The organism is Peribacillus sp. ACCC06369 (assembly GCF_030348945.1).
In the GTDB taxonomy this organism is placed as follows: domain Bacteria; phylum Bacillota; class Bacilli; order Bacillales; family DSM-1321; genus Peribacillus.
The window spans coordinates 4497769-4518193 of the sequence record NZ_JAUCEN010000002.1 but is presented as its reverse complement, the minus strand read 5'-3'; the positions used below and the strand labels follow the sequence as shown (position 1 = coordinate 4518193).

13 protein-coding genes are annotated in these 20425 nt (G+C 38.9%); 10 read left to right on the top strand and 3 right to left on the bottom strand.

The window, feature by feature from the left end:
* The first annotated feature begins 24 nt into the window (after positions 1–24).
* The 4 genes from QUF78_RS22840 to QUF78_RS22825 all read left to right on the top strand — a co-directional run bounded on the left by QUF78_RS22840 (position 25) and on the right by QUF78_RS22825 (position 3287).
* Positions 25–543, top strand: coding sequence for a GNAT family N-acetyltransferase (locus QUF78_RS22840; protein WP_289326486.1), 519 nt, complete (start codon positions 25–27; stop codon positions 541–543).
* A 378-nt stretch (positions 544–921) separates the two neighbouring features.
* Positions 922–1092 (top strand): hypothetical protein, encoded by a 171-nt coding sequence (locus QUF78_RS22835; protein WP_289326485.1) that lies wholly within the window; start codon positions 922–924, stop codon positions 1090–1092.
* A 306-nt stretch (positions 1093–1398) separates the two neighbouring features.
* On the top strand, positions 1399–2331 hold the full coding sequence (locus QUF78_RS22830) for an ABC transporter ATP-binding protein (protein WP_289326484.1): 933 nt from the start codon (positions 1399–1401) through the stop codon (positions 2329–2331).
* A complete protein-coding gene (locus tag QUF78_RS22825; RefSeq protein ID WP_289326483.1) occupies positions 2331–3287 on the top strand; it encodes an ABC transporter permease in 957 nt (318 codons plus the stop codon). Before QUF78_RS22830 ends, QUF78_RS22825 begins: the two co-directional genes overlap by 1 nt.
* A 313-nt stretch (positions 3288–3600) precedes the next feature.
* On the opposite strand, the gene QUF78_RS22820 is transcribed toward QUF78_RS22825, so the two are convergent.
* Together QUF78_RS22820 and QUF78_RS22815 are read right to left on the bottom strand one after the other, a co-directional pair.
* Complete coding sequence (locus QUF78_RS22820; RefSeq protein WP_289326482.1) at positions 3601–5214, bottom strand: glycoside hydrolase family 43 protein; 1614 nt, start codon at positions 5212–5214, stop codon at positions 3601–3603.
* Positions 5215–5451: 237 nt separating this feature from the next.
* A complete protein-coding gene (locus QUF78_RS22815) occupies positions 5452–6690 on the bottom strand; it encodes an ROK family transcriptional regulator (RefSeq protein ID WP_289326481.1) in 1239 nt (412 codons plus the stop codon).
* A gap of 120 nt (positions 6691–6810) precedes the next feature.
* Here QUF78_RS22815 and QUF78_RS22810 point away from each other — a divergent pair, with 120 nt between their 5' ends.
* The 3 genes from QUF78_RS22810 to QUF78_RS22800 all read left to right on the top strand — a co-directional run bounded on the left by QUF78_RS22810 (position 6811) and on the right by QUF78_RS22800 (position 9939).
* The gene (locus tag QUF78_RS22810; protein ID WP_289326480.1) at positions 6811–8109 is read left to right on the top strand and encodes an extracellular solute-binding protein; all 1299 of its coding nucleotides are present in this window, start codon (positions 6811–6813) and stop codon (positions 8107–8109) included.
* A 115-nt stretch (positions 8110–8224) separates the two neighbouring features.
* Positions 8225–9103 (top strand): carbohydrate ABC transporter permease, encoded by an 879-nt coding sequence (locus QUF78_RS22805; protein WP_289326479.1) that lies wholly within the window; start codon positions 8225–8227, stop codon positions 9101–9103.
* Positions 9104–9117: 14 nt separating this feature from the next.
* Complete coding sequence (locus QUF78_RS22800) at positions 9118–9939, top strand: carbohydrate ABC transporter permease (RefSeq protein WP_289326478.1); 822 nt, start codon at positions 9118–9120, stop codon at positions 9937–9939.
* Positions 9940–9999: 60 nt separating this feature from the next.
* Here QUF78_RS22800 and QUF78_RS22795 read toward each other — a convergent pair whose 3' ends face one another.
* Positions 10000–10617: a YesL family protein gene (locus QUF78_RS22795; protein ID WP_289326477.1), complete on the bottom strand. Its 618-nt coding sequence runs from the start codon at positions 10615–10617 to the stop codon at positions 10000–10002.
* A gap of 239 nt (positions 10618–10856) precedes the next feature.
* Between QUF78_RS22795 and xylA the strand changes: the two genes are divergently transcribed.
* The 3 genes from xylA to QUF78_RS22780 all read left to right on the top strand — a co-directional run bounded on the left by xylA (position 10857) and on the right by QUF78_RS22780 (position 20153).
* Entirely contained in the window at positions 10857–12182 is a 1326-nt protein-coding gene (gene xylA, locus QUF78_RS22790) for a xylose isomerase (RefSeq protein ID WP_289326476.1), read from the top strand.
* A 24-nt stretch (positions 12183–12206) separates the two neighbouring features.
* A complete protein-coding gene (gene xylB / locus QUF78_RS22785; RefSeq protein ID WP_289326475.1) occupies positions 12207–13706 on the top strand; it encodes a xylulokinase in 1500 nt (499 codons plus the stop codon).
* 516 nt (positions 13707–14222) lie between these two features.
* Positions 14223–20153 carry a DNRLRE domain-containing protein gene (locus tag QUF78_RS22780; protein WP_289326474.1) on the top strand — a complete coding sequence of 1977 codons (5931 nt, stop codon included), beginning with the start codon at positions 14223–14225 and terminating at the stop codon, positions 20151–20153.
* Positions 20154–20425: the final 272 nt, after the last annotated feature.

Genomic DNA, 20425 nt, shown 5'->3' with positions numbered 1-20425 from the left:
TATTTAGGTGGGGAGGGTGAATTTATGGGATTGCATATCAATGACGAAGGAGTCCGGCTGCGGGAGGTAAAGGAAAGTGATCTTCCTATCTTTTTCGAGCAGCAATTGGATACGTCCGCAAATTATATGGCTGCTTTCACATCTAAAGATCCAACAGACAAAGTGGCTTTTCTGACCCGCTGGAAGAATATCGTATCGAACCGGGATATTCAAAAAATGACGATAATCTGCAACGGATGTGTTGCGGGCAGCATTCTCAAATTTGAACAGTTTGGTAACCCGGAAGTGAGTTATTGGATTGGGAAACAATATTGGGGTAAAGGAATTGCTACAGAGGCACTGGTCAATTTTTTGCCGAAAATAAATGTTCGTCCTCTTTATGCCCGGTCGGCCAAGGATAATCTAGCATCCATCCGGGTGCTGGAAAAATGCGGATTTGAGAGATTCGGTGAGGACAAAGGGTATTCCCATGCAAGGGGTAAAGAGGTTGAAGAATTCATTTTGAAACTTGAATCCACAAACCCAGTTAAGATAAGAATATAACAATATCGTTTAACCTATGAGGAAACGGGTGACATATAATGGGGTTTAAGATTTTTTCCATCATTTTTATTTTATGTGGTCTTTTTGTAATGTGGTTCGCCGTATTTGGCAAAAAGAAAGAGATCAAAGAGTTCGGATCAGGAATACCAACGAATTTCATCGATGTAATTGTAATGATGATATATAGGCTTTTTCCTTCTTTTATTAGAAGAATCTTTCTTTTTGCCTTGGGTCTTGCCATTTCTATATTCTTTATCTATTTTTTGCTTTTTTTATGATTTTCCATGAATTTTCCTTATTAGATAAAATAATCCTGAAACCTTATTCTTTCGGAAACGTATTAAAAGGTAACGATACATAGGAGTTGTGGCTATTTCGATGGAAAAAAGTGATGGCAGTGTTATTGATAATGGGAACTCTGGGGGCGGGATGTATAAGCAAAAAGGATTTGACATTAAGGTCAAAAATCAAGCAGTGGAAAATATATCAGGATTATATTCCTCTATACAGGCTGGCAAAGAGCTTAAGCTGAATGTAACGCAGAAGTAAGACTTTAACGAGAGTTCGATGATATTGCACTATAAGGATTAAAAAGGGAAGCGACATACGGAAACGATCATTGGGTATTTTGAAAAAGGGTATGTCGGAGAGGCTGCCATCACCTTGGGTTCCATCGATGGTAACGATGAAAAAATCTATTGATTGTGGCTGATATTGAAAATAACTGTGGTCCATCAAATCCCAATGGGCTGCTCCATATCCAGATGGAAAAATATCAGTATAGTAATAATATGCATAATATGGTAATGTTGAATTTGTGTTATTTTGGAAAATATAAAAAAAGGAAGGTATTATATGTCTGAATCGGTTCTTAAGGTTCAATCCTTAACTAAAAAAATTGGAAAAGCAACCATTGTAGACAATGTTAGCTTTGAAATAAAAAGTAATGAAATATTTGGTTTGCTTGGTCCGAACGGGGCTGGTAAGACCACTATCATCCGTATGATCACAGGTCTTATCAATCGTACTGGCGGCACTGTCATGATCAATGGCAGTGACCTCGATAGAGATTTCGAAGGTGCGATGAATCAATTGGGGGCCATTGTTGAAAACCCGGAGTTTTATAAGTACATGACAGGCAGAAAGAATATCCTGCATTATGCCCGAATGTCATCCAATGAGATATCCAATGAGAGAATAGAAGAGGTCATAAAGCTTGTAAAATTGGATCATGCCATCGATAAGAAGGTTAAAACCTATTCATTAGGGATGCGTCAGCGCCTTGGCGTGGCACAGGCCATTTTACATAAACCGTCGTTATTGATTTTTGATGAACCGACGAATGGCTTGGATCCACAAGGGATTCGCGAGTTTCGTGATTATTTGAAAGTACTGGCAAGTGAAGGCGTCGGGATATTGATTTCATCCCATTTACTATCGGAAATGCAGTTGATGTGTGATAGTTTTGCCGTTATCGAAAAGGGAAAACTGATACATACGAAAGAACATATATTAGATGAAAAAATCGAAACGATCAATGAAGTTTCATTCACTGTGAGTGATGGGAAGCTAGCTAAAAAAATCCTTCAAGAACAGTTTGTCGATATTACGATTTTAAAATATGATGCGAAGACAATCTCCGTATCAGCCACTCGTGAACAAACGGCCGATATAAATAGGAGTTTTAATGGAAATCAGCTGGATGTCTATGAAATTGGCATTACTAGAAAATCACTGGAAGATAAATTCTTTGAAATCACTGAGCAGGAAATGAGGGAGTCTGTATGATGTCCTTAGTAAAAAATGAATGGATGAAAATCTTTTCAAAAGTATCAACTTATATATTCATCGCTTTTCTTTTATTGGCTGCATTAGGGGCTGCAGTCATCGATTATAAACTAAGTCCCGACGAAACGGGTAAAGATTGGAAGCAAGAGTTAAAGGCAGATATCCAAGAACAGCAAAAGGCATTGGAAGCTAAGGATATCAGTGACGAGGAAAAAGCGATGATCATGGAAGAAATTGATCTCAATAAGCAACAGTTGGCTGATAATATAAACCCTGACTTAAACACGAATTGGACCTATATGGCGGAATGGACGACATCATTAACATCATTTGTCACTTTATTCGTTGTCATTGTTTGCAGCTCGCTCGTCTCCTCGGAATTTTCGGATGGCACCATAAAACAACTGTTGATCAGGCCTTATAAACGGTGGAAGATTCTACTTTCCAAATACATTACTTCCCTGTTATTTGCAGCGTTATTACTGGCGAGCCTACTTATATTCAGTTATCTAATCGGAATCATATTCTTTGGCAATGGCTCGTATTCAGACAAAATCATGGATCCTGCATCTTTCGGTGAATTCAGTACGGTGGTAGTCGGAGAATATTTCGTAGACATGATCGTTTACTGGATACCAGGATTATTAGTCATCACGACCATCGCTTTCATGCTAAGCACATTATTTAAAAACCAAGCACTTGCAGTAGGTATATCCATTTTCATCCTATTCGCTTCTTCGACGTTAAATATGGTCATTCAATCATTCATCGGTAAATACGAGTGGTTAAAATTCGTCTTATTCCCCCATCTTGATTTAAGGGGCTATATTTCCGGAACCATAGAAATGTTTGATGGGGCTACCCTTGGATTTTCAATGGGGGTACTGGGCATCTATTATCTTATCTTTTTAGCGCTAACTTTCTTCTTCTTCCAGAAAAAAGATATCACTAATTAAATAATCCTTACTGGAAAAACCGAAATCAGTGGCTGATTTCGGTTTTTTCTTATTGAGGCCATGAATATTGCCGAGAGTGAAATATAAATGGAAGATTTGTATGCATTGCTATTGCCACATATAAATTGTTTATTCTCTTGAGATCAGGGAGGGAAGAAGTGGTTATTCCCCATCCCAAGGACCTCTGGTATAACTCAGTCTGTAGTCTACGAAGAGACAGTCGTTGATTTAATCGAAAAAATCAGGGTTTTCACGTTTAAAGACTTACCAAGCTTGTCGGGTTCCTTGTCAGGCTCTTCCCCTAAAACCTTAGTCACTCATGCTTTTCTTTATAGATGAAGTAATCGAAGTCTGCGTGCTGACCTTGACCGGATGTATCCTGGCACTGCATGCCCACAAAGGCTCCAGTAAAGAATCCTCCTCCTTGAATATAATCATCAGAGAGCTTGTATGATTGGAATGTGATAGGAATCAGGGTCCAGGTTTCGCCATCGAATGAATAGGAGTATTCGTAAATCGCCGTTTTCACATCCACTCGCAGGTAAACATAGTCGACATCGTGCGGAATGACAATTTCCTTATTCTTAAGCGGCAGATCGAAAGAAAAGTTATCACAGGTCACGAGCTCAAGGATTCTTCCCTTTTCCTCGTGCCAGGAAATTTGAAGGGATGTCCAATTTTGCGTATTATAGTAGTTTACTAACCCTGCTGATTGTTGGAAGGTATCTGGTCTGAAAGCTACTTTGGTTTCTGCAGTGAAGGTAAAGTGCTGCCAGCGTCTTGCGACAAAGGCTTGTGTGAATTTTGATGTTAGCGATTCTTTGCCATATATACGTAAATGTCCCGGGTTGTCATTTAGTGAAACGATATCCTCACCAAGTGGGATACGTAAGGTTTGGAAATGTGGATTCAATGTCTTGAAATTGAAATCATCCTTTTCCTCATATTCTTTTTCCCACTTTACTTCCTTGATGTCCGGGCCTTCAATTTCTTTGGACGGTTGGTTGCCTCCAACCACATAAGGCCAGTCATTTTTCCATTCCAAGCGTTGGATGGCCGTTTCTCTTCCTAATGGGCAGAATCCTCTTGGGTCCAATAGGGGTTGGTTGTCCTGAGGTAATGGGCGGCCTGTTAAATGAACTAAAAACCAATCATTTGTATGTGTTTGAATGATGGATGCATGTCCAGATTTTTGCAGCGGATTTCTGGGATATGGCATGGAAGTGATCAATGGATTATCAGGATGCACTTCATAGGGTCCCCGTAAATTTTCTGAACGGGCGATAGTGGCTTGATGATCATATTTTGTCCCGCCTTCTGCAGTTAACAGGTAGTAATGGCCATTCATTTTATATAAATGCGGCGCTTCCGTCAGTTTGATATCCGTTCCCTTGAAGATGATTTCGGCTTTTCCGATAAGTTTCTTTTGGTCAACACTATATTCCTGGAGCATGATTCCATAAAAATTATGATTGCCGACGCGATGATCCCAATACATGTTAACGAAATACTTCCTGCCATCATCATCATGGAATAGTGATGGATCAAAGCCTGAGCTGTTCATGTGAATGGGTTCTGACCACTCGCCATCGATGGTATCGCAAGTAACCAGGTAATTGTGACAATCCTTCCATTGACCTTCTGTAACCTTCACATCGGTATAGATAAGCCAGAATTTCCCGTCACTAAAAGATAAAGCGGGTGCCCATATCCCCCCGGAATCCGGGTTACCCATCATATTCAATTGACTCAGCCGATTCAGGGGTCTTGATGCCAATCGCCAATTCTTTAAATCCTTGGAATGATAAATCCCTACACCGGGAAACCATTCAAACGTTGAAACAGCAATATAATAATCTTCCCCTGCGCGACAAATGCATGGGTCGGGATTGAATCCAGTTAAAATGGGGTTTTGAATCGTTGTCATGGGTAATCCACCTCGTATATTGATATTTTTTATGAATAATAGCAATGCAATGAATAACATAAACAGAGCGTCAATCCAAAATAGTGTATGCGCTTTCTTTTTCTTGCAAGGTCCTTTTTTCAATAGGAAACCATCCCTGGATGGGAGCTGTGATATCTGTGGAATATCTAAGATGGGCAACATTCACAACGATTCCTTGCAGACAGTTTCCTATTCAAATTTAAGGGTTTGTGATCTTTAGAGTATCGCCTCTATATTCGGAATATCATCCTTGAAAAAGTTTTCGACGGAAAATGCGGCTACCCCTAAAGCTGTTGAATGGGTCGATAACTCTGAAAAATTAATTCGTAAATCTTTTTGGTGAAACCATTGTGTTTGATTGACCATCCGTTTGTTTAATGGTTCAGTCAGCCATTGTTTCGCAGAAGCCATCCGATTGCCTATGATGACCTGCTGGGGATTGAAGATATTAATGATGTTATTGATGCCCACGCCTAAATAGTCACCGATATATTCAAATAAGTGAATGGTTTTCAAATCTCCATCTTCCGCAAGAGACAATAAACTTTCCAAGGAAAGCTCCTCGTTTGCAGGTGGGGCTATTCCTAAACGCATGGCTTGTTTCATTAAGGCTTGTTCCGATGCATACAGTTCCCAGCATCCTACATTTCCACATCTGCACTCCGCACCGTGTATATCGATCGTCATATGGCCCAATTCACCTGAAAGTCCATTATTTCCTCTGTAGAGCTGATCATTAAGAATGAGGCCGACGCCTATCCCGATTCCAACACTTACATAGACAATATTGTTGAAATCCTTGCCGGCACCAAATTTTTTCTCCCCATAAGCACCAGCATTCGCTTCGTTTTCAACGATGACAGGAAGACTGTATCTCGTTTGCATCAATGATTGTAAATCGATGTTCTTCCAACCGAGATTAGGTGCAAGCAAGATTTTTCCGTTTGTGCTGACCGTTCCCGGAACCCCAATTCCAATTCCTACGATACCGTATGGACTTTGCGGGGCAGAAGAGATGAGGTGATCGATGGTTTCGTACAGTTTGATCTCAAGTTCTTCGAATGATGGCTCATTGAATTTCAAAGTTTTTTCGTGACAGATATTCCCCTCGAGATCTGTTAGCACCCCCAGTAAATAATTGACGCCTAAATCGATACCAATGGAATATCCAGCTGCCTGATTAAAGAGCAGCATGACTGGCCTCCTGCCACCGCTTGATTCGCCTGGTCCAGATTCATAGATGAACTGTTCTTCCAGCAGTTCACTTACGAGAGAAGAAACGGTTCCTTTATTCAAACCGGTGTGAACAGCAATATCAGCTCTTGAAATGGGCGAACGATCCTTGATGGTTTGCAGAACTAATGATTTATTTCCTTCCTTGACAACATGTTGATTCCACGTTTTATTCAATCGATTTTCACCTTCATTTTTTAAGACTTTATTACATTGTAGCATTTTATAAAACGATTACAAACTTTGTTTGTCGACTAGACAAACGATGTGTTGTTTGATAATCTATTAATAAGCTCAAAAAACAGAATAATCAATATTTTAATATCTTGGGGAGGGTTAGGAATGGGTAAAAAGAAAGCGTTTACATTATTATTTGCCGTTATATCATCTATTTTATTAATCTCAGGTTGTTCAGGCTCGGGTACTGAAAAAGCAAGTTCTGATGACAAAAAAGTGGTTAAATTCATGCATTTATGGCCGGAAGGAAGTTCTAAAACGCATAATCAGATTGTAAAAGAGATCATCGGGGATTTTGAAAAGGAAAATCCTGATGTGAAAATCGACCTGGAAGTACTAAGTAATGAGCAATATAAAGATAAATTAAAAGTACTGTCCACTTCTGATGAATTACCGGATGTGGGGATGACCTGGGCAGCAGGGTTCTTGGAGCCTTATGTCAACGGCAAGAAGTTTGCCCCGCTGGATGATTTATTGGAAGGGGATCTTAAAGACCGTTTCGTATCAGGAACTGCAGAGGCTTACGCAATCGATGGTAAAACCTATGGTCTCCCTTTGGAATTGAATGTTGCGATTGTATTCTATAACAAAGCAATATTTGAAAAATATGGCCTTGAAGTGCCTAAAACGTATGAAGAGTTTGAACAGGTAGTGAAAACGCTATCCGACAAGGAAGTGGCACCCATCGCACTTGGAAATAAAGACCGTTGGACAGGTTCATTATGGTATATGTATTTGGCTGATCGCATGGGCGGTTCAGACGTATTGACAAATGCAATCAATAGATCTGGCTCTTTTGAAGACCCTGCATTGGTTTCGGCAGCGAAAAAAGTCCAGGACCTTGTGGATATGGATGCTTTTGTGAAAGGCTTTAACGGTTTATCCGATGAGGAAGCTAAAAGCATGTTCATGAACGAACAGGCAGCGATGTATTTGATCGCTACTTGGGACTTGCCCAATTACACGACAAATGAAGGGGTTCCCCAAGAATTCAGAGATTCTGTAGGCTATTTCAAATTTCCGACAGTCGACGGGAAAGGGGACATGAACAGTTTCGTTGGCGGACCTGGTGTTGGGTTATTCGTTGCAGAGGATTCGGAAGTAAAAGAAGAAGCGAAGGCATTTACATCATTCTTCGTAAAAGAATGGGGAGAAAAATCCGTGACTAAAGCAGGCGTGATTCCCGCAACTAAAGTGGATGCCGAGTCTTTGGATCTACCGCAAATGTATGTGGATGTGTTGAATGAATTGAATGCAGCAACGAATATCACATTATTTGCCGACGTTCAAATGAATTCAGATGTAGCGCAAGTCCACTTGGATATGATCCAGGCTTTGTTCGGTAAGGAAGTAACACCGAAAAAATTCGCAAAAGAACATGAAGAGGCACTTTCGAAAGAATGAATGATTGATAGAAATTGATTTCACTTTATGTAATCTTAGTCAAAACATGAGGAGGGCATATCCTTGATGATGGATGGTCCTTTTCAACTTTTTATAACGATGGGGTTGAATAGTTATGAATAAAGTAATGTCCAATAAGTGGATTATAGCCTTGTATGTCCTTCCTGCACTATTATTAATCGCTGTACTCATATTCATCCCATTATTTTTAACGGGATATTATGGATTGATGAAGTGGGATGGTATCGGCCCCATGGAATTCATTGGGCTGGAAAATTACACGGAAGCATTGAAAGACGATAAATTTTGGTATAGTGCCTGGCATTCCTTTTTGCTGGCGATATTCTCCACACTCAGTTTAGTGATCTATTTAGCAATATCACTTGTGTTAGCTTCAAAAATAAAAGGATCCGATCTTTTAAGGAAAATATATTTGATTCCGATGCTTTTGTCTTCAGTTGCGATAGCGCAGCTTTGGATTAAGGTGTTTAACCCGACGAATGGAATGTTGAATAGTCTGCTTATGGCAATCGGGGTCGAAAATCCCCCGGCATGGCTGGCGGAGCCGACTATTGTGCTCTATGCGATATTCATCCCGATCTTATGGCAATATGCCGGTTTTTATATTTTGATTTATTATGCAGCTTTGAAAAATATTCCTGAGTCATTGGTGGAAGCGGCAAAAATCGATGGGGCAACCAGTTTTCAAATCGCTTGCAAAATCAAATTGCCATTAATAATGGGTGTGGTTAAAGTGACCGTAGTATTGGCTGTGGTCGGATCCTTGAAATACTTTGACCTGATTTACGTAATGACTGGCGGCGGACCGAACGGATCTAGTGAGGTCATGGCATCCTACATGTATAAGCTGGCCTTCTCGAGCAATAACTTCGGCTACGGCAGTGCAGTTGGCTTTTTGTTATTGATCATCACCCTGATCGTGACGGTCTTCGTCCGTAAAGTTACAGCGACAAAAGAAGAAATCCAATACTAAGGGAGGGTTACATAATGGGGCGCGTGGGTTACTTTTTTCTCTATCTCTTATTAACGCTGGTAGCTGTTTTTCAAATCTTCCCGGTCATTTGGCTATTCCTGTTTTCCTTAAAGGATAACCGTGAAATCTTCTCAGGTTCTCCGTTTGCATGGCCAGCTGAATTAAGATGGGAAAATTATGCGAAGGTTTGGGAAAGCGGTATAGGCATTTACTTCTGGAATAGTATTTGGATTACAGGCATAGCGATCATTCTTACCGTTTTATTAGCGAGCATGGCCACTTTCGCCATTTCACGGATGAGGTGGAAATTAAGCAAGCTTGTGTTGGGATTGTTCATGGTTGGCCTGATGATCCCGATTCATTCCGCAATAATCCCCTTATTCAGCATGTTCTTAAATATTAATCTGATTGATAATCCATGGTCGATCGTTATAACGTATACGGCTTATAACTTGCCCATCACCATGATGATCCTGCTTGGGTTCTACTATACCTTGCCGGTTGAAATAGAAGAGGCAGCCATCATAGATGGATGTTCGGTCCACCGGATGTTCTTCCAGGTCATTCTTCCGATGACGTTACCGGTCATGTCCACAACCGTCATTATCAATATGATTTATAATTGGAATGAATTCGTATTCGTCAATACGTTTATAAGTTCAGATAAATATAAAACGCTGACAGTGGGCATCCAAAACTTCATCGGGCAATATATGACGGACTGGGGGGCAATCGGAGCTACATTAATTATTAGTATCCTACCGATATTGCTTGCATTCGTCTTCTTTAGCAATAAAGTCGTCGAAGGGATTTCTTCGAGTGCCGTGAAGGGATAAAGAGCGATAAAATAAATCACCACACCGAAGCGAATCGATAAACGGTGGGTGATTTTTTATTTATTTATTCTGTTTTCCTTGGACTTTATTGAAAGCATGTAAACAAAGCCACATTGTAATGAAGGCATAAGTGCTTCCGCCGAAAATGAAGGCCAGTGCCGGAAGTGTTCTCATCACCATGAAAAGCAAGCCTAGGCAAAGCAGGATTAAAAAGCTGTTGAGCGGATTGATCAACATGATCAAAAAAGCATTCTTCATGACCTTGAACACAGGTAAGTCATAATGAACAAAGGCAGGAAATAGATAGAATATGAATATAGTGAATACTAAGATGAAGGCGAATAACGGGATGTAAGTCCATGTCAAAACATCGTTTATATGATTCTGGATATAGTAGAGGTCGATGCCGATGATGCCGGCAATGGCTGTGATGAATATTCCCAGTCCATTACTTTTCAAGAAATCGCGTTTGAAAAATTTCCAGTAGGTTTTAAAGAGGGGAATATCGGTGTTTCCTCTTAACCAATCCCGGATGATCGCGAACATGGCTGTTGTGGATGGAAAGAATCCGAAAAGGACTCCGCCTGCAATAGTGAAAAATATCCACAGAATATGCAGGTAAGCGAATTTAGTGATCCATTCAAGTATGTTATAAATGACCCGGCTGGCATTGTCCATAAATGTGTCGTTCCTCCTTGGAATGAGTTGCATGATGGGTGAACTTAGAGAGGGAGCGGCTTAATTCACGCCAATAATAAGACTACATTACTCATTTTACATGATTAACTAGTAAAATGGGGGTATTTTAATAAACTTAGTTTATCTAATGTACAAACTAACTTAGTGTTGCTATAATGGAAATGTAAGCAGTTACATTTACCGGATATCATTCATGAAATAATAAGGGGGTAAAAACAATGTCCTATTTTAACAACATCAGTAAAATAAATTATGAAGGTGCCACCTCTTCAAATCCATATGCATTTAAATTTTACAATCCGGAGGAGGTCATCGGCGGGAAGACAATGAAGGAATATCTGCGTTATGCCGTGGCATATTGGCATACATTCACTGCCGATGGGTCAGATCCATTTGGTGCAGGCACGATGATCCGTCCATGGGACAAATTCAATGGAATGGATATGGCAAAAGCGCGTGTAGAAGCGGCCTTCGAATTCTTTGAAAAACTAGGTGTACCATTCTTCTGTTTCCACGACGCCGATATTGCTCCTGAAGGAAGTAATTTGAGAGAAACCTATAACAACTTAGATGAAATCGTCGCAATGATCAAAGACTATATGAAAGATAGTCAAACGAAATTGCTTTGGAATACGGCGAATAACTTCACGAACCCCCGTTTCACTCATGGCGCAGCATCTTCAAATAATGCGGATGTTTTCGCCTATTCTGCTGCGAAGGTAAAAAAAGGATTGGAAATCGGTAAGGAACTAGGCGCGGAAAACTATGTATTCTGGGGCGGACGTGAAGGATATGAAACGCTGCTTAACACCGATATGAAGCTTGAATTGGATAACCTCGGGCGTTTCTTCCATATGGCGGTCGATTATGCGAAAGAAATCGGGTTCGATGCACAATTCCTGATTGAACCAAAACCGAAAGAGCCGACAACACATCAATACGATTTCGATGTAGCGACCGGTCATGCATTCCTGCAGAATTATGGTCTTCAAGATCACTTCAAATTTAATATTGAAGCAAACCATGCCACTCTTGCCGGCCATACATTCGAACACGAGCTTCGCTATGCACGGATAAATGGTATGCTTGGATCCGTTGATGCCAATCAGGGAGATCCATTATTGGGTTGGGATACGGATGAGTTCCCAACCGACTTGTACTCTACAACCCTGGCAATGTATGAAATCATTAAAAATGGCGGTTTAGGCCGTGGTGGCTTGAACTTTGATGCTAAAGTCCGCCGTGGTTCATTTGAATTGGAAGACCTATTCCATGCACACATTGCAGGAATGGACAGTTTTGCAGCCGGCCTGAAGGTTGCCCAAAAGTTGATCGACGATAGAATCCTTGATGATGTGATTGAAAACCGCTATAGCAGCTATACAGAAGGAATCGGGTTGGAAATCGTCGAAGGGAATACAGACCTTCGTAAACTGGAAGAATATGCGCTTGGATTGAAAGAAATCAAAAATCAATCAGGACGCTTGGAGAAAGTTAAAGGGACGATCAACCAATATTTGTTAAGAGCTTACGCAGGGGAATAAAGCTTAATAGAATGAGGTGCTGCCATGAAATACGTAATCGGTATCGATCTGGGGACAAGTGCGGTAAAAATTTTACTCGTGAATCAACATGGCGAGGTCATGCAGGAAGTAGCTAAATCCTATTCATTGATTCATCTGAAAACAGGCTACAGTGAACAGGACCCTGACACGTGGGTGGAACAGACAGTTGCCGGGCTTGCCGAGCTACTGAAAAGCTTTGATGGAAACCCGGAAGATATTGAAGGGATCAGTTTTTCCGGGCAAATGCATGGACTTGTCCTGCTGGATGAAGAAAACCGTGTATTGCGTGATGCCATCCTTTGGAATGATACGCGGACGACCGATCAGTGTCAGACCATTTACGACATGGTCGGGGAAGAACGACTGTTGGAAATAACGAAAAACCCTGCATTAGAAGGATTCACTTTACCCAAAATCCTATGGGTGAAAGAGCATGAGCCTGAAGTATTTAAAAATGCAGCGAAATTCGTCCTTCCAAAGGATTATCTGAGATATAAACTGACTGGGGAATTACATATGGAATACTCCGATGCAGCCGGCACATTATTATTGAATGTCAGCGAAAAGGAATGGAGTAAAGAAATCTGTGAGATGCTTGGTCTTGATATCGGGCTATGTCCGACATTGGTAGAATCACATGCGGAAGTGGGCAGGATAACGGACGAAGTGGCAGAACGCACGGGGCTAACCGTTTCCACCCGTATATTTGCAGGCGGAGCAGACAATGCTTGCGGTGCCATTGGCGCTGGCATTTTAGAAGACGGAAAAACACTCTGCAGCATCGGCACTTCAGGAGTGATATTGTCCTATGAAGCAAGGGATGACAGGGATTTTCAAGGAAAAGTCCACTACTTTAATCACGGTGCACCTGATGCCTTCTACACGATGGGAGTAACCTTGGCAGCAGGCTACAGCCTCACTTGGTTTAAAGAAGTTTTTGCCAAAGGTGAATCATTTGAAACGTTATTGGCAGATGTAGGTGATGTGCCCGTCGGATCTAATGGACTTTTATTCACTCCGTACTTAGTGGGCGAAAGGACCCCGCATGCAGATGCGGCAATACGCGGAAGCTTCATTGGAATCGATGGCTCCCATCAGCGTAAAGACTTTGTACGGGCCGTCCTTGAAGGCATCACTTTCTCCTTGAATGAATCCATTGATATCTTCCGCAGGAGCGGAAAAAATATCGATACAATCATTTCGATTGGCGGAGGTGCCAAAAACGAAGCGTGGCTGCAAATGCAAGCGGACATATTCAATTCGAAAATTGTCAGGCTATCAAGTGAACAAGGCCCAGGCTTGGGGGCGGCCATGTTAGCGGCTTATGGCTGCGGCTGGTTCGACTCTTTAAAGGAATGTGCAGCCCAATTCATAAAAGAAGAGAAACAGTACATGCCCAATAAAGAGAATGCTGAAAAGTATGAAGCCTTATTCCTGATTTACCAAGAAATCTATGCACAAACAAAGAATTTGAATGAAAAACTATTGAAATATCGCAATTGATGATTCAAAAGCTTTAAGAAAAATAATATAAATATTCAATTCCCGTCCCCTTTAAATGGAACGTGTAAAAAGACCACGAGCGATCGTGGTGTTACACCTCTGTTTGAAGGGGATTTTATCATGGGAAAAAACGGAGGGTGTTTGAATCTACTATTACTTGGAATTTTCCGCAGTTTCTTTCCCCTCCCAACCCCACTCTAAAGTTTGTAATGCGAATCTCCATATTGATTGAAAATTGAAAAGTTCTTCGAAATTTATAGTTACTTAAAATTTTATTTCCAATGAATCTTGATACCAGATAAGTATATAAATTGAGTTATTTTACGATAACAGGTATTTTAACCTAATCACTTATGATTATATAAAATTCATTATATTAGAAGGGTTCTTTTGTAATGGTTAATAAGTATCTATGTTTTGTTGTATTTTGTTAATATTCTGATATTTTTACTAATTTACTAGATATATTTACTGATGTATAATCTGTTAGAGTTAATTGGAATTGGAGGAAATATTTTGTTGAAATTCAGAAAGTACATTGCATCGATTTTAATTTTGGCTTTGTTATGTAGCTTGTTGCCAACCTATACAGGTGCTTCAAGTGAAAATACGAGTCAGACGAAAGAAAATGAAAAGGAAACAATCAACACTGACAATTTGGATGAAGTGGTGAAAGAAAGAACGGAAAGTTCAAAAACATTCACTGATGGAGAAGGAAACTTTGTTAAAGAGATTTATCCAGAAGAAATACATAACAAAGTAGACGGAAAGTACAAGACCATTTCCGAAGAGTTAGTGGAAAAAGATAATAAGGGCTACATAGAGACAGAAACAACAAACTTAGAATTTATGTTTCCTGAGAAATTAGGGGAAGATAAGCCTTTAATTTATCAATCTGGTGAACACAAGTTATCATTTGAGTTAACTTATGCCTCTGATGGAGAGAAGCAGACTGAACCAACTTATACATCGGGGTCAGTAAAAGAAGAAAATTCAATAACTCTTAAATCTATATACCCGAATATTGATCTACGGCATGTAGCCTTAAATAATGAGGTAAAAGAAGATTGGATTATGAATGAATATAATGGTATCAATGAATTTCACTATACCATTCAAACGGATTTATACGGTCAAGTTGAAAAAGACGGATCTATAGGATTCTATGAAAACGAATCTAAAGAGAAATCAATTTTCACTTTACCAAAGCCTGTAATGGTGGATTCAAACTATAACGACACTTTAGGTGATGGTGTCCGATCGACAGATATCCATTATGAGTTAAATAAAAAATCAGACGATAGTTATGAGTTAGTATTAAATGCTAGTAAAGAATGGCTATCTTCATCTAAGCGAGTCTTCCCTATTTATATTGACCCTTCAGTATCGATTGATGCATTGGGAGATACATTTGTGATGAGCGCCTATCCAAATAACAATTACAATAAAGAATGGGATCCATCACAAGGAGAATATGTATTAAAAACAGGATATTATGATAGCACTACAGGAACCAATTACCCGTTTGTTAAATTTAGTGTAATTGGGGATTTAAAGGGTGCAACCATTGATTCTGCTGAATTAGCCGCCTATGTTACCCATTCTTATTATGTCGATACAAAAACGGATATATGGGTAGATGAGGTAAAAGCACAATGGTATGTAGATGAATTAACTTGGAACAATAAGCCATCATCCACCAAAATAACGAGTACGTCTGTTGCTAGGGATCAGTGGGCTTATTTTGATGTTAAGAATACCATCCAGGCTTGGGTGGACGGTACAAGAGAAAACTATGGATTTAAATTCCATACGAACGGAAATGGCAAAACACATTGGAAAAAAATCACGGCTGCAGAAAGTGCGAAAAAAGCTAAATTGGTTATTAGTTACCATTATGAAAAGATGAAGAATCCTACAGTCAGTTCTTTCTCCTATGGTGAGGGGAAGGCTGATGGATATATTGATGTTAAGTGGGGTTCCGTTCATGGAGCAAAGTCTTATGATTTGCAAATGTATGATGGTAAGGGTTATCAGACTATTTATTCTGGTACATCTACAAGTTGGTCAACAAAGGGCAAAAAGATATTCCCTAAAGCTCCTTATTCAACAAGTTCCACGTATAAAACGGATAGCACGGGTGTTGAATTACCGGTAGATCCGAGTGCTTTTTATAGTGCGAAAAGTGGAACGACAACTACGAAAAAAGATTACGGATTTCGTGTAGTAGCAAAATTTGCAAATGGAGATAGCCCGGCTTCAACAGCTATTTACAAAGCCATACCAGTTGTGCAAGTGGGAATTCCGGATATTCCAACCGTAAAACCATATGCGTACCCGGAAACAGATACAGTAAATAAAGGGCGTGGTTGGCTTGATATTTCCTGGAAACCAGTGACTAATGCAACGGGTTATAAAGTTCTTATTTGGAATGGTACAAAATATAAAGAGTTTTCGGTAGGTAAAGTAACCAGTATTAGTACAAAGGGGAAAAAGATCTGGCCTACGGATGCGGATTTGAAAAATGGGATGAAAGAACTTTATCCAGTCGAATTAGACAAATCGACAAGTATAGGTATAGGAACAGAATTACCAATTGACCCTAGCATTACTTATGGAAATGGTTCAAATCGTTATAGTATTCGAGTCAAAGCAATTTCTGCAGCAGGAGATTCAGCTTCATCAGATGTTAACTATGGATACATACCATTATATGCACCTAAAAATGCAAAGCTAACTAGTAATTTAGAGGATATGGTCAATAACAAAAGTAGTTTGACAGTGAAGTGGGATGCGACAACTTCAGCAAAATATTACGAGGTACAGATTTCCGATGATAAAACAACTAAAACATATCAAGTAAAAGGCAAAACATCTTTCACAACAGAACCCATTTATGGTGTTTCATCAAATTATTCCGCAACGGTTAAAGCCTATTATGTGGACGACGACAATGCTCCAGAAACAGAACAGGGTAAAATTACAGGAAATCGTGGTTTAAGTCCTGCTTCGAATAAAGGAACGGTATCAGTTGATCCTAGAGAGGATTTAAATGGTTTAGAAGATTATTTCACTTATGAAGACCATTCATTTGGAAATGCAACTGCTTCCGTGAATGTAACCACGGGAAATATGGTCATGGAGTTCACGGATCAATCCCTATTCACTCGAGGTCTCTTAGGATTTGATTTTACCCGTTACTATAATTCACGGTCCACTCGTACTTCTGCGCTTGGGCAAGGTTGGACATTTGCAGGAAATGAAAATCTTGTAGAAGTAGATGCTACGAGCACAGAACCAGCAAAAGTCATTTATTATGATGAAGATGGAACCAAACATGAATTTAGCTATGATTCTAGCAATAAAAAATATATCTCTCCAAAAGGGAAATATTTAACCTTAACAAAGGAAACGGTTAATGATGCACAAGGATTTAGCCTGAAAGAAAAAGATGGATTTTCCAAAATCTTCGAGGGGAATTCAAGTAAAACTAAAGAGTATCGCTTATATGCCTACAAGGATATCAATCAAAATACAATCCGCTTTTTTTACAATCAAGATAAGTTATCCGAAATCTCTGAAGTAAATCACCAAGGCGAAAAAATTCGGACTAGTATTCAATTAGCCTATAACACGGATGGATTAATCAATAAAGTAGAATACGGAAGTAATTGGAAGGGAATTGGATATCAGAATAAGCAGTTGGCATCCGTTGTAACGAAAGATACGCGCACAACGGATAGCATCACAGAAAAGCTTACCTATAATTCAATTGGCCAACTAGCATCTTATGTAGATGGCAAGGGGAATGAAACCAAGTATCTATATGATGAAAATGAATTGAAAATATTTGACAAACAGGAAAAAGATGCGTCCATTTCTGTCTCTACTACGTATCGTTATGATCAGGCAAAAAATGAATTTACGGTAACAGATACAGACGACAATGAGACGGTTTATAAACGAGATACGAAAAATGGAACTTTTGCCGTTAGCGAGATCATGAATAGTGATGAGACAAGTTCCAGCTTCCAATATGATGAACAATACAATGTATTACAATCTGTTGATGAAGAAGGAATAACCAGTTCTAACAGCTATGATTCTCACGGGAATTTGAAAACCAACACAGATTCTAACGGTACGACTACTTATGAATATGATAGTAAAAACCGGTTAACTAGATTCACGGATCCAAAGAGCACTCTGACGATTAACACATACGAAGGGGAAAATCTGTCTAGCACGAAGATTGGTGAGGAAACGACAAAGTATGAGTATGATTCGTTTGGTAGGGAAACAAAAGTTATTTATCCGAATCAAACGTATGAAGAAACGGTCTATGATGATAAAACAGATACAGTTAAGGTAAAAGATGCCAAAGGTTTATTTACAAGTACCTCTTATGATCAGTTTGGCAACATAAAGAGTAAAACAGATGCTGGAGCAAGAAGTAATTCTTACGAATACCATCCACTACAGCCTAACGTAGTTACTGCTGTAACAGACGGGAAAGGAAAAACGACTCAATATAAATACGATAGAAATGGGAATTTAACGACTCTTACAGATGCTTTAGGGCGAAATAAAACATACGAATATAATGATAATGATCAACTCACAAAAGCAACTTTTCCTGGCATGGTTTTTAATTATCATTATAATTCAAATGGAAATATGGATTTAAAAGAAAGACCTTCTGGTAATAAGTTAAAGTATTCCTATAATGATATGAATCAAGTAGAAAGTGTGACAGTCTCTACTAAATCAAAAGGAAATGTATTAGAGTGGAATCAAACGTATAATGAAGGTGGTCAATTATCTAGCGTAAACTATCAAGACCTAGAAACCACGCAAACAATTCTTCAAAAAGATTTAACCTATAATGATCGCTCACAACTTGAGTCTTATAAACAAGGGAAATTCAAAATAGGATTTACGTATAACGATAATGAACAACCTCTAAGTTCAGCCATCCAATATACAGATAAAGAACCTTGGAAGGTCGAACAATCATTAACATATACGGATGATGGGAAAAATAATGTACTGACAGTAGGAGAAGGGGAACAAAAATGGATGGTATTTGATTACGACGATAAAATGTCTAATAATCAACAGTTAGTCACTATTAACGAAAATCTATACCAAAGAACCAGTACATTTAATAATAGTAACCTTCTAAAGAGTATTAGCTATACTCAAGGATCCAGTACTAACTTAGAATATATCTATGACTATGATGAATCAGGAAATATTTTAAAAGAAATAAATGAACAAGGAGTTACGAGTTTAACCTATGATAAAAATAACCAGCTGATTCAAGAGGTCTTATCAAATGGCACGGTAAATAAATATAGCTATGATGACGTTGGGAATCGCAAAGAAACCACACGCGGTGATAAGGCCGATACCTTTATTTATAACGCAGCTAATCAAATTGAATTTAAAAATGGTAAAGGCTATCAGTATGACGATGATGGGAACTTGCTTCAGGACGAAACATTCAAATATGAGTACAATTCCCTTGGTTATCAAACAAGAGTCACTGATTTACAAGGCAAGGAAGTGGCTCGTTACGACTATGATGAAGCAGGATTACGGACGAAAAAAGTTATCGGAAGCAAAACTCATGAATACTTTTACGCTGGTAACCAATTATCACTTGAAGTCATACGGAATGGTGACTCTTTGGAACAGTATCGAAGTTACCAATGGGAAGGACACATTCCTTTAGGAATGATTCTTCGAGAAAAAGATAAAAGTGGTAACTGGAAGCAACAAGTGTATCATTACTGGACAAATCAACGTGGCGACGTAGTGTCAATTAGAGATAACGAAGGAAAAGAAGCCGGTTTATATACGTATGATGCATTTGGAAATATATTAACAGAAGTCGGCGAAGTCGCTCAAGAGAACCCGATTCGCTATGCTGGTTATTATTATGATATAGAAACAAAAAATTATTATCTTCAAGCTCGTTACTATAATCCAGAAAACGGTAGATTCTTAGCTCTAGATCCTTACCCAGGAGATGAAGATGAGCCAATTTCACAAAACGGGTACACATATGTCAATAACAATCCAATAAGTAATGTTGATCCTGATGGTAATTATGGTTTCAGTGTATATTCTAAAGGTTGGTGGGGATTTAAATACAAAGTCACGTTAAGTAATAAAGAAACCAAAAGAATTGTTCAAAAGTTAAATTATGGATTGATTGATGCAACTTTAATTGGAGTGGCTGCCTTAATTAGCAAAACTATTCGTAATTTTATTGGAAAAAACAAATTAATTTCAGGAGCGGGTCTAATTGCCAATTGGGGCATGACAAGGTTTGCAAAAAAATTGGAGGATAAAAATAAAGGCAAGGGAGTCATACTTTATGGCCGAAACTATGGTTGGACGGTGACTGTTCCTATAACAAGTATAGTCAGCAGAAAATAAAGTAGTATAAAAAAATTAAGACTGCTGGTATTAGCTGTCCTAATTTAAAAGTAGTATTTTTTAGGGGGTGTAAAGATTTTGAAAAAAATAAAATTAAAACTAATAAAAAACGACAAGAAGAATGTATTTTCCAAGATTTTTCATGAAACTGTAATGGATATTTTTTTAAAATTATCATTTTTGGTGATTTTGATTATAATGTTCATTACTGATTATTTATATGTGCAGATAATATTTTATTTATTGGGACTTTATTACATTATTAAAAGTAC

Bases quoted from the DNA above. Each gene is read 5' to 3' on its own strand.
- QUF78_RS22840 (WP_289326486.1), top strand. From the start codon at position 25: ATGGGATTGCATATCAATGACGAAGGAGTCCGGCTGCGGGAGGTAAAG.
- QUF78_RS22835 (WP_289326485.1), top strand. From the start codon at position 922: ATGGAAAAAAGTGATGGCAGTGTTATTGATAATGGGAACTCTGGGGGC.
- QUF78_RS22830 (WP_289326484.1), top strand. From the start codon at position 1,399: ATGTCTGAATCGGTTCTTAAGGTTCAATCCTTAACTAAAAAAATTGGA.
- QUF78_RS22825 (WP_289326483.1), top strand. From the start codon at position 2,331: ATGTCCTTAGTAAAAAATGAATGGATGAAAATCTTTTCAAAAGTATCA.
- QUF78_RS22820 (WP_289326482.1), bottom strand. From the start codon at position 5,214: ATGACAACGATTCAAAACCCCATTTTAACTGGATTCAATCCCGACCCA.
- QUF78_RS22815 (WP_289326481.1), bottom strand. From the start codon at position 6,690: ATGCTACAATGTAATAAAGTCTTAAAAAATGAAGGTGAAAATCGATTG.
- QUF78_RS22810 (WP_289326480.1), top strand. From the start codon at position 6,811: ATGGGTAAAAAGAAAGCGTTTACATTATTATTTGCCGTTATATCATCT.
- QUF78_RS22805 (WP_289326479.1), top strand. From the start codon at position 8,225: ATGAATAAAGTAATGTCCAATAAGTGGATTATAGCCTTGTATGTCCTT.
- QUF78_RS22800 (WP_289326478.1), top strand. From the start codon at position 9,118: ATGGGGCGCGTGGGTTACTTTTTTCTCTATCTCTTATTAACGCTGGTA.
- QUF78_RS22795 (WP_289326477.1), bottom strand. From the start codon at position 10,617: ATGGACAATGCCAGCCGGGTCATTTATAACATACTTGAATGGATCACT.
- xylA (WP_289326476.1), top strand. From the start codon at position 10,857: ATGTCCTATTTTAACAACATCAGTAAAATAAATTATGAAGGTGCCACC.
- xylB (WP_289326475.1), top strand. From the start codon at position 12,207: ATGAAATACGTAATCGGTATCGATCTGGGGACAAGTGCGGTAAAAATT.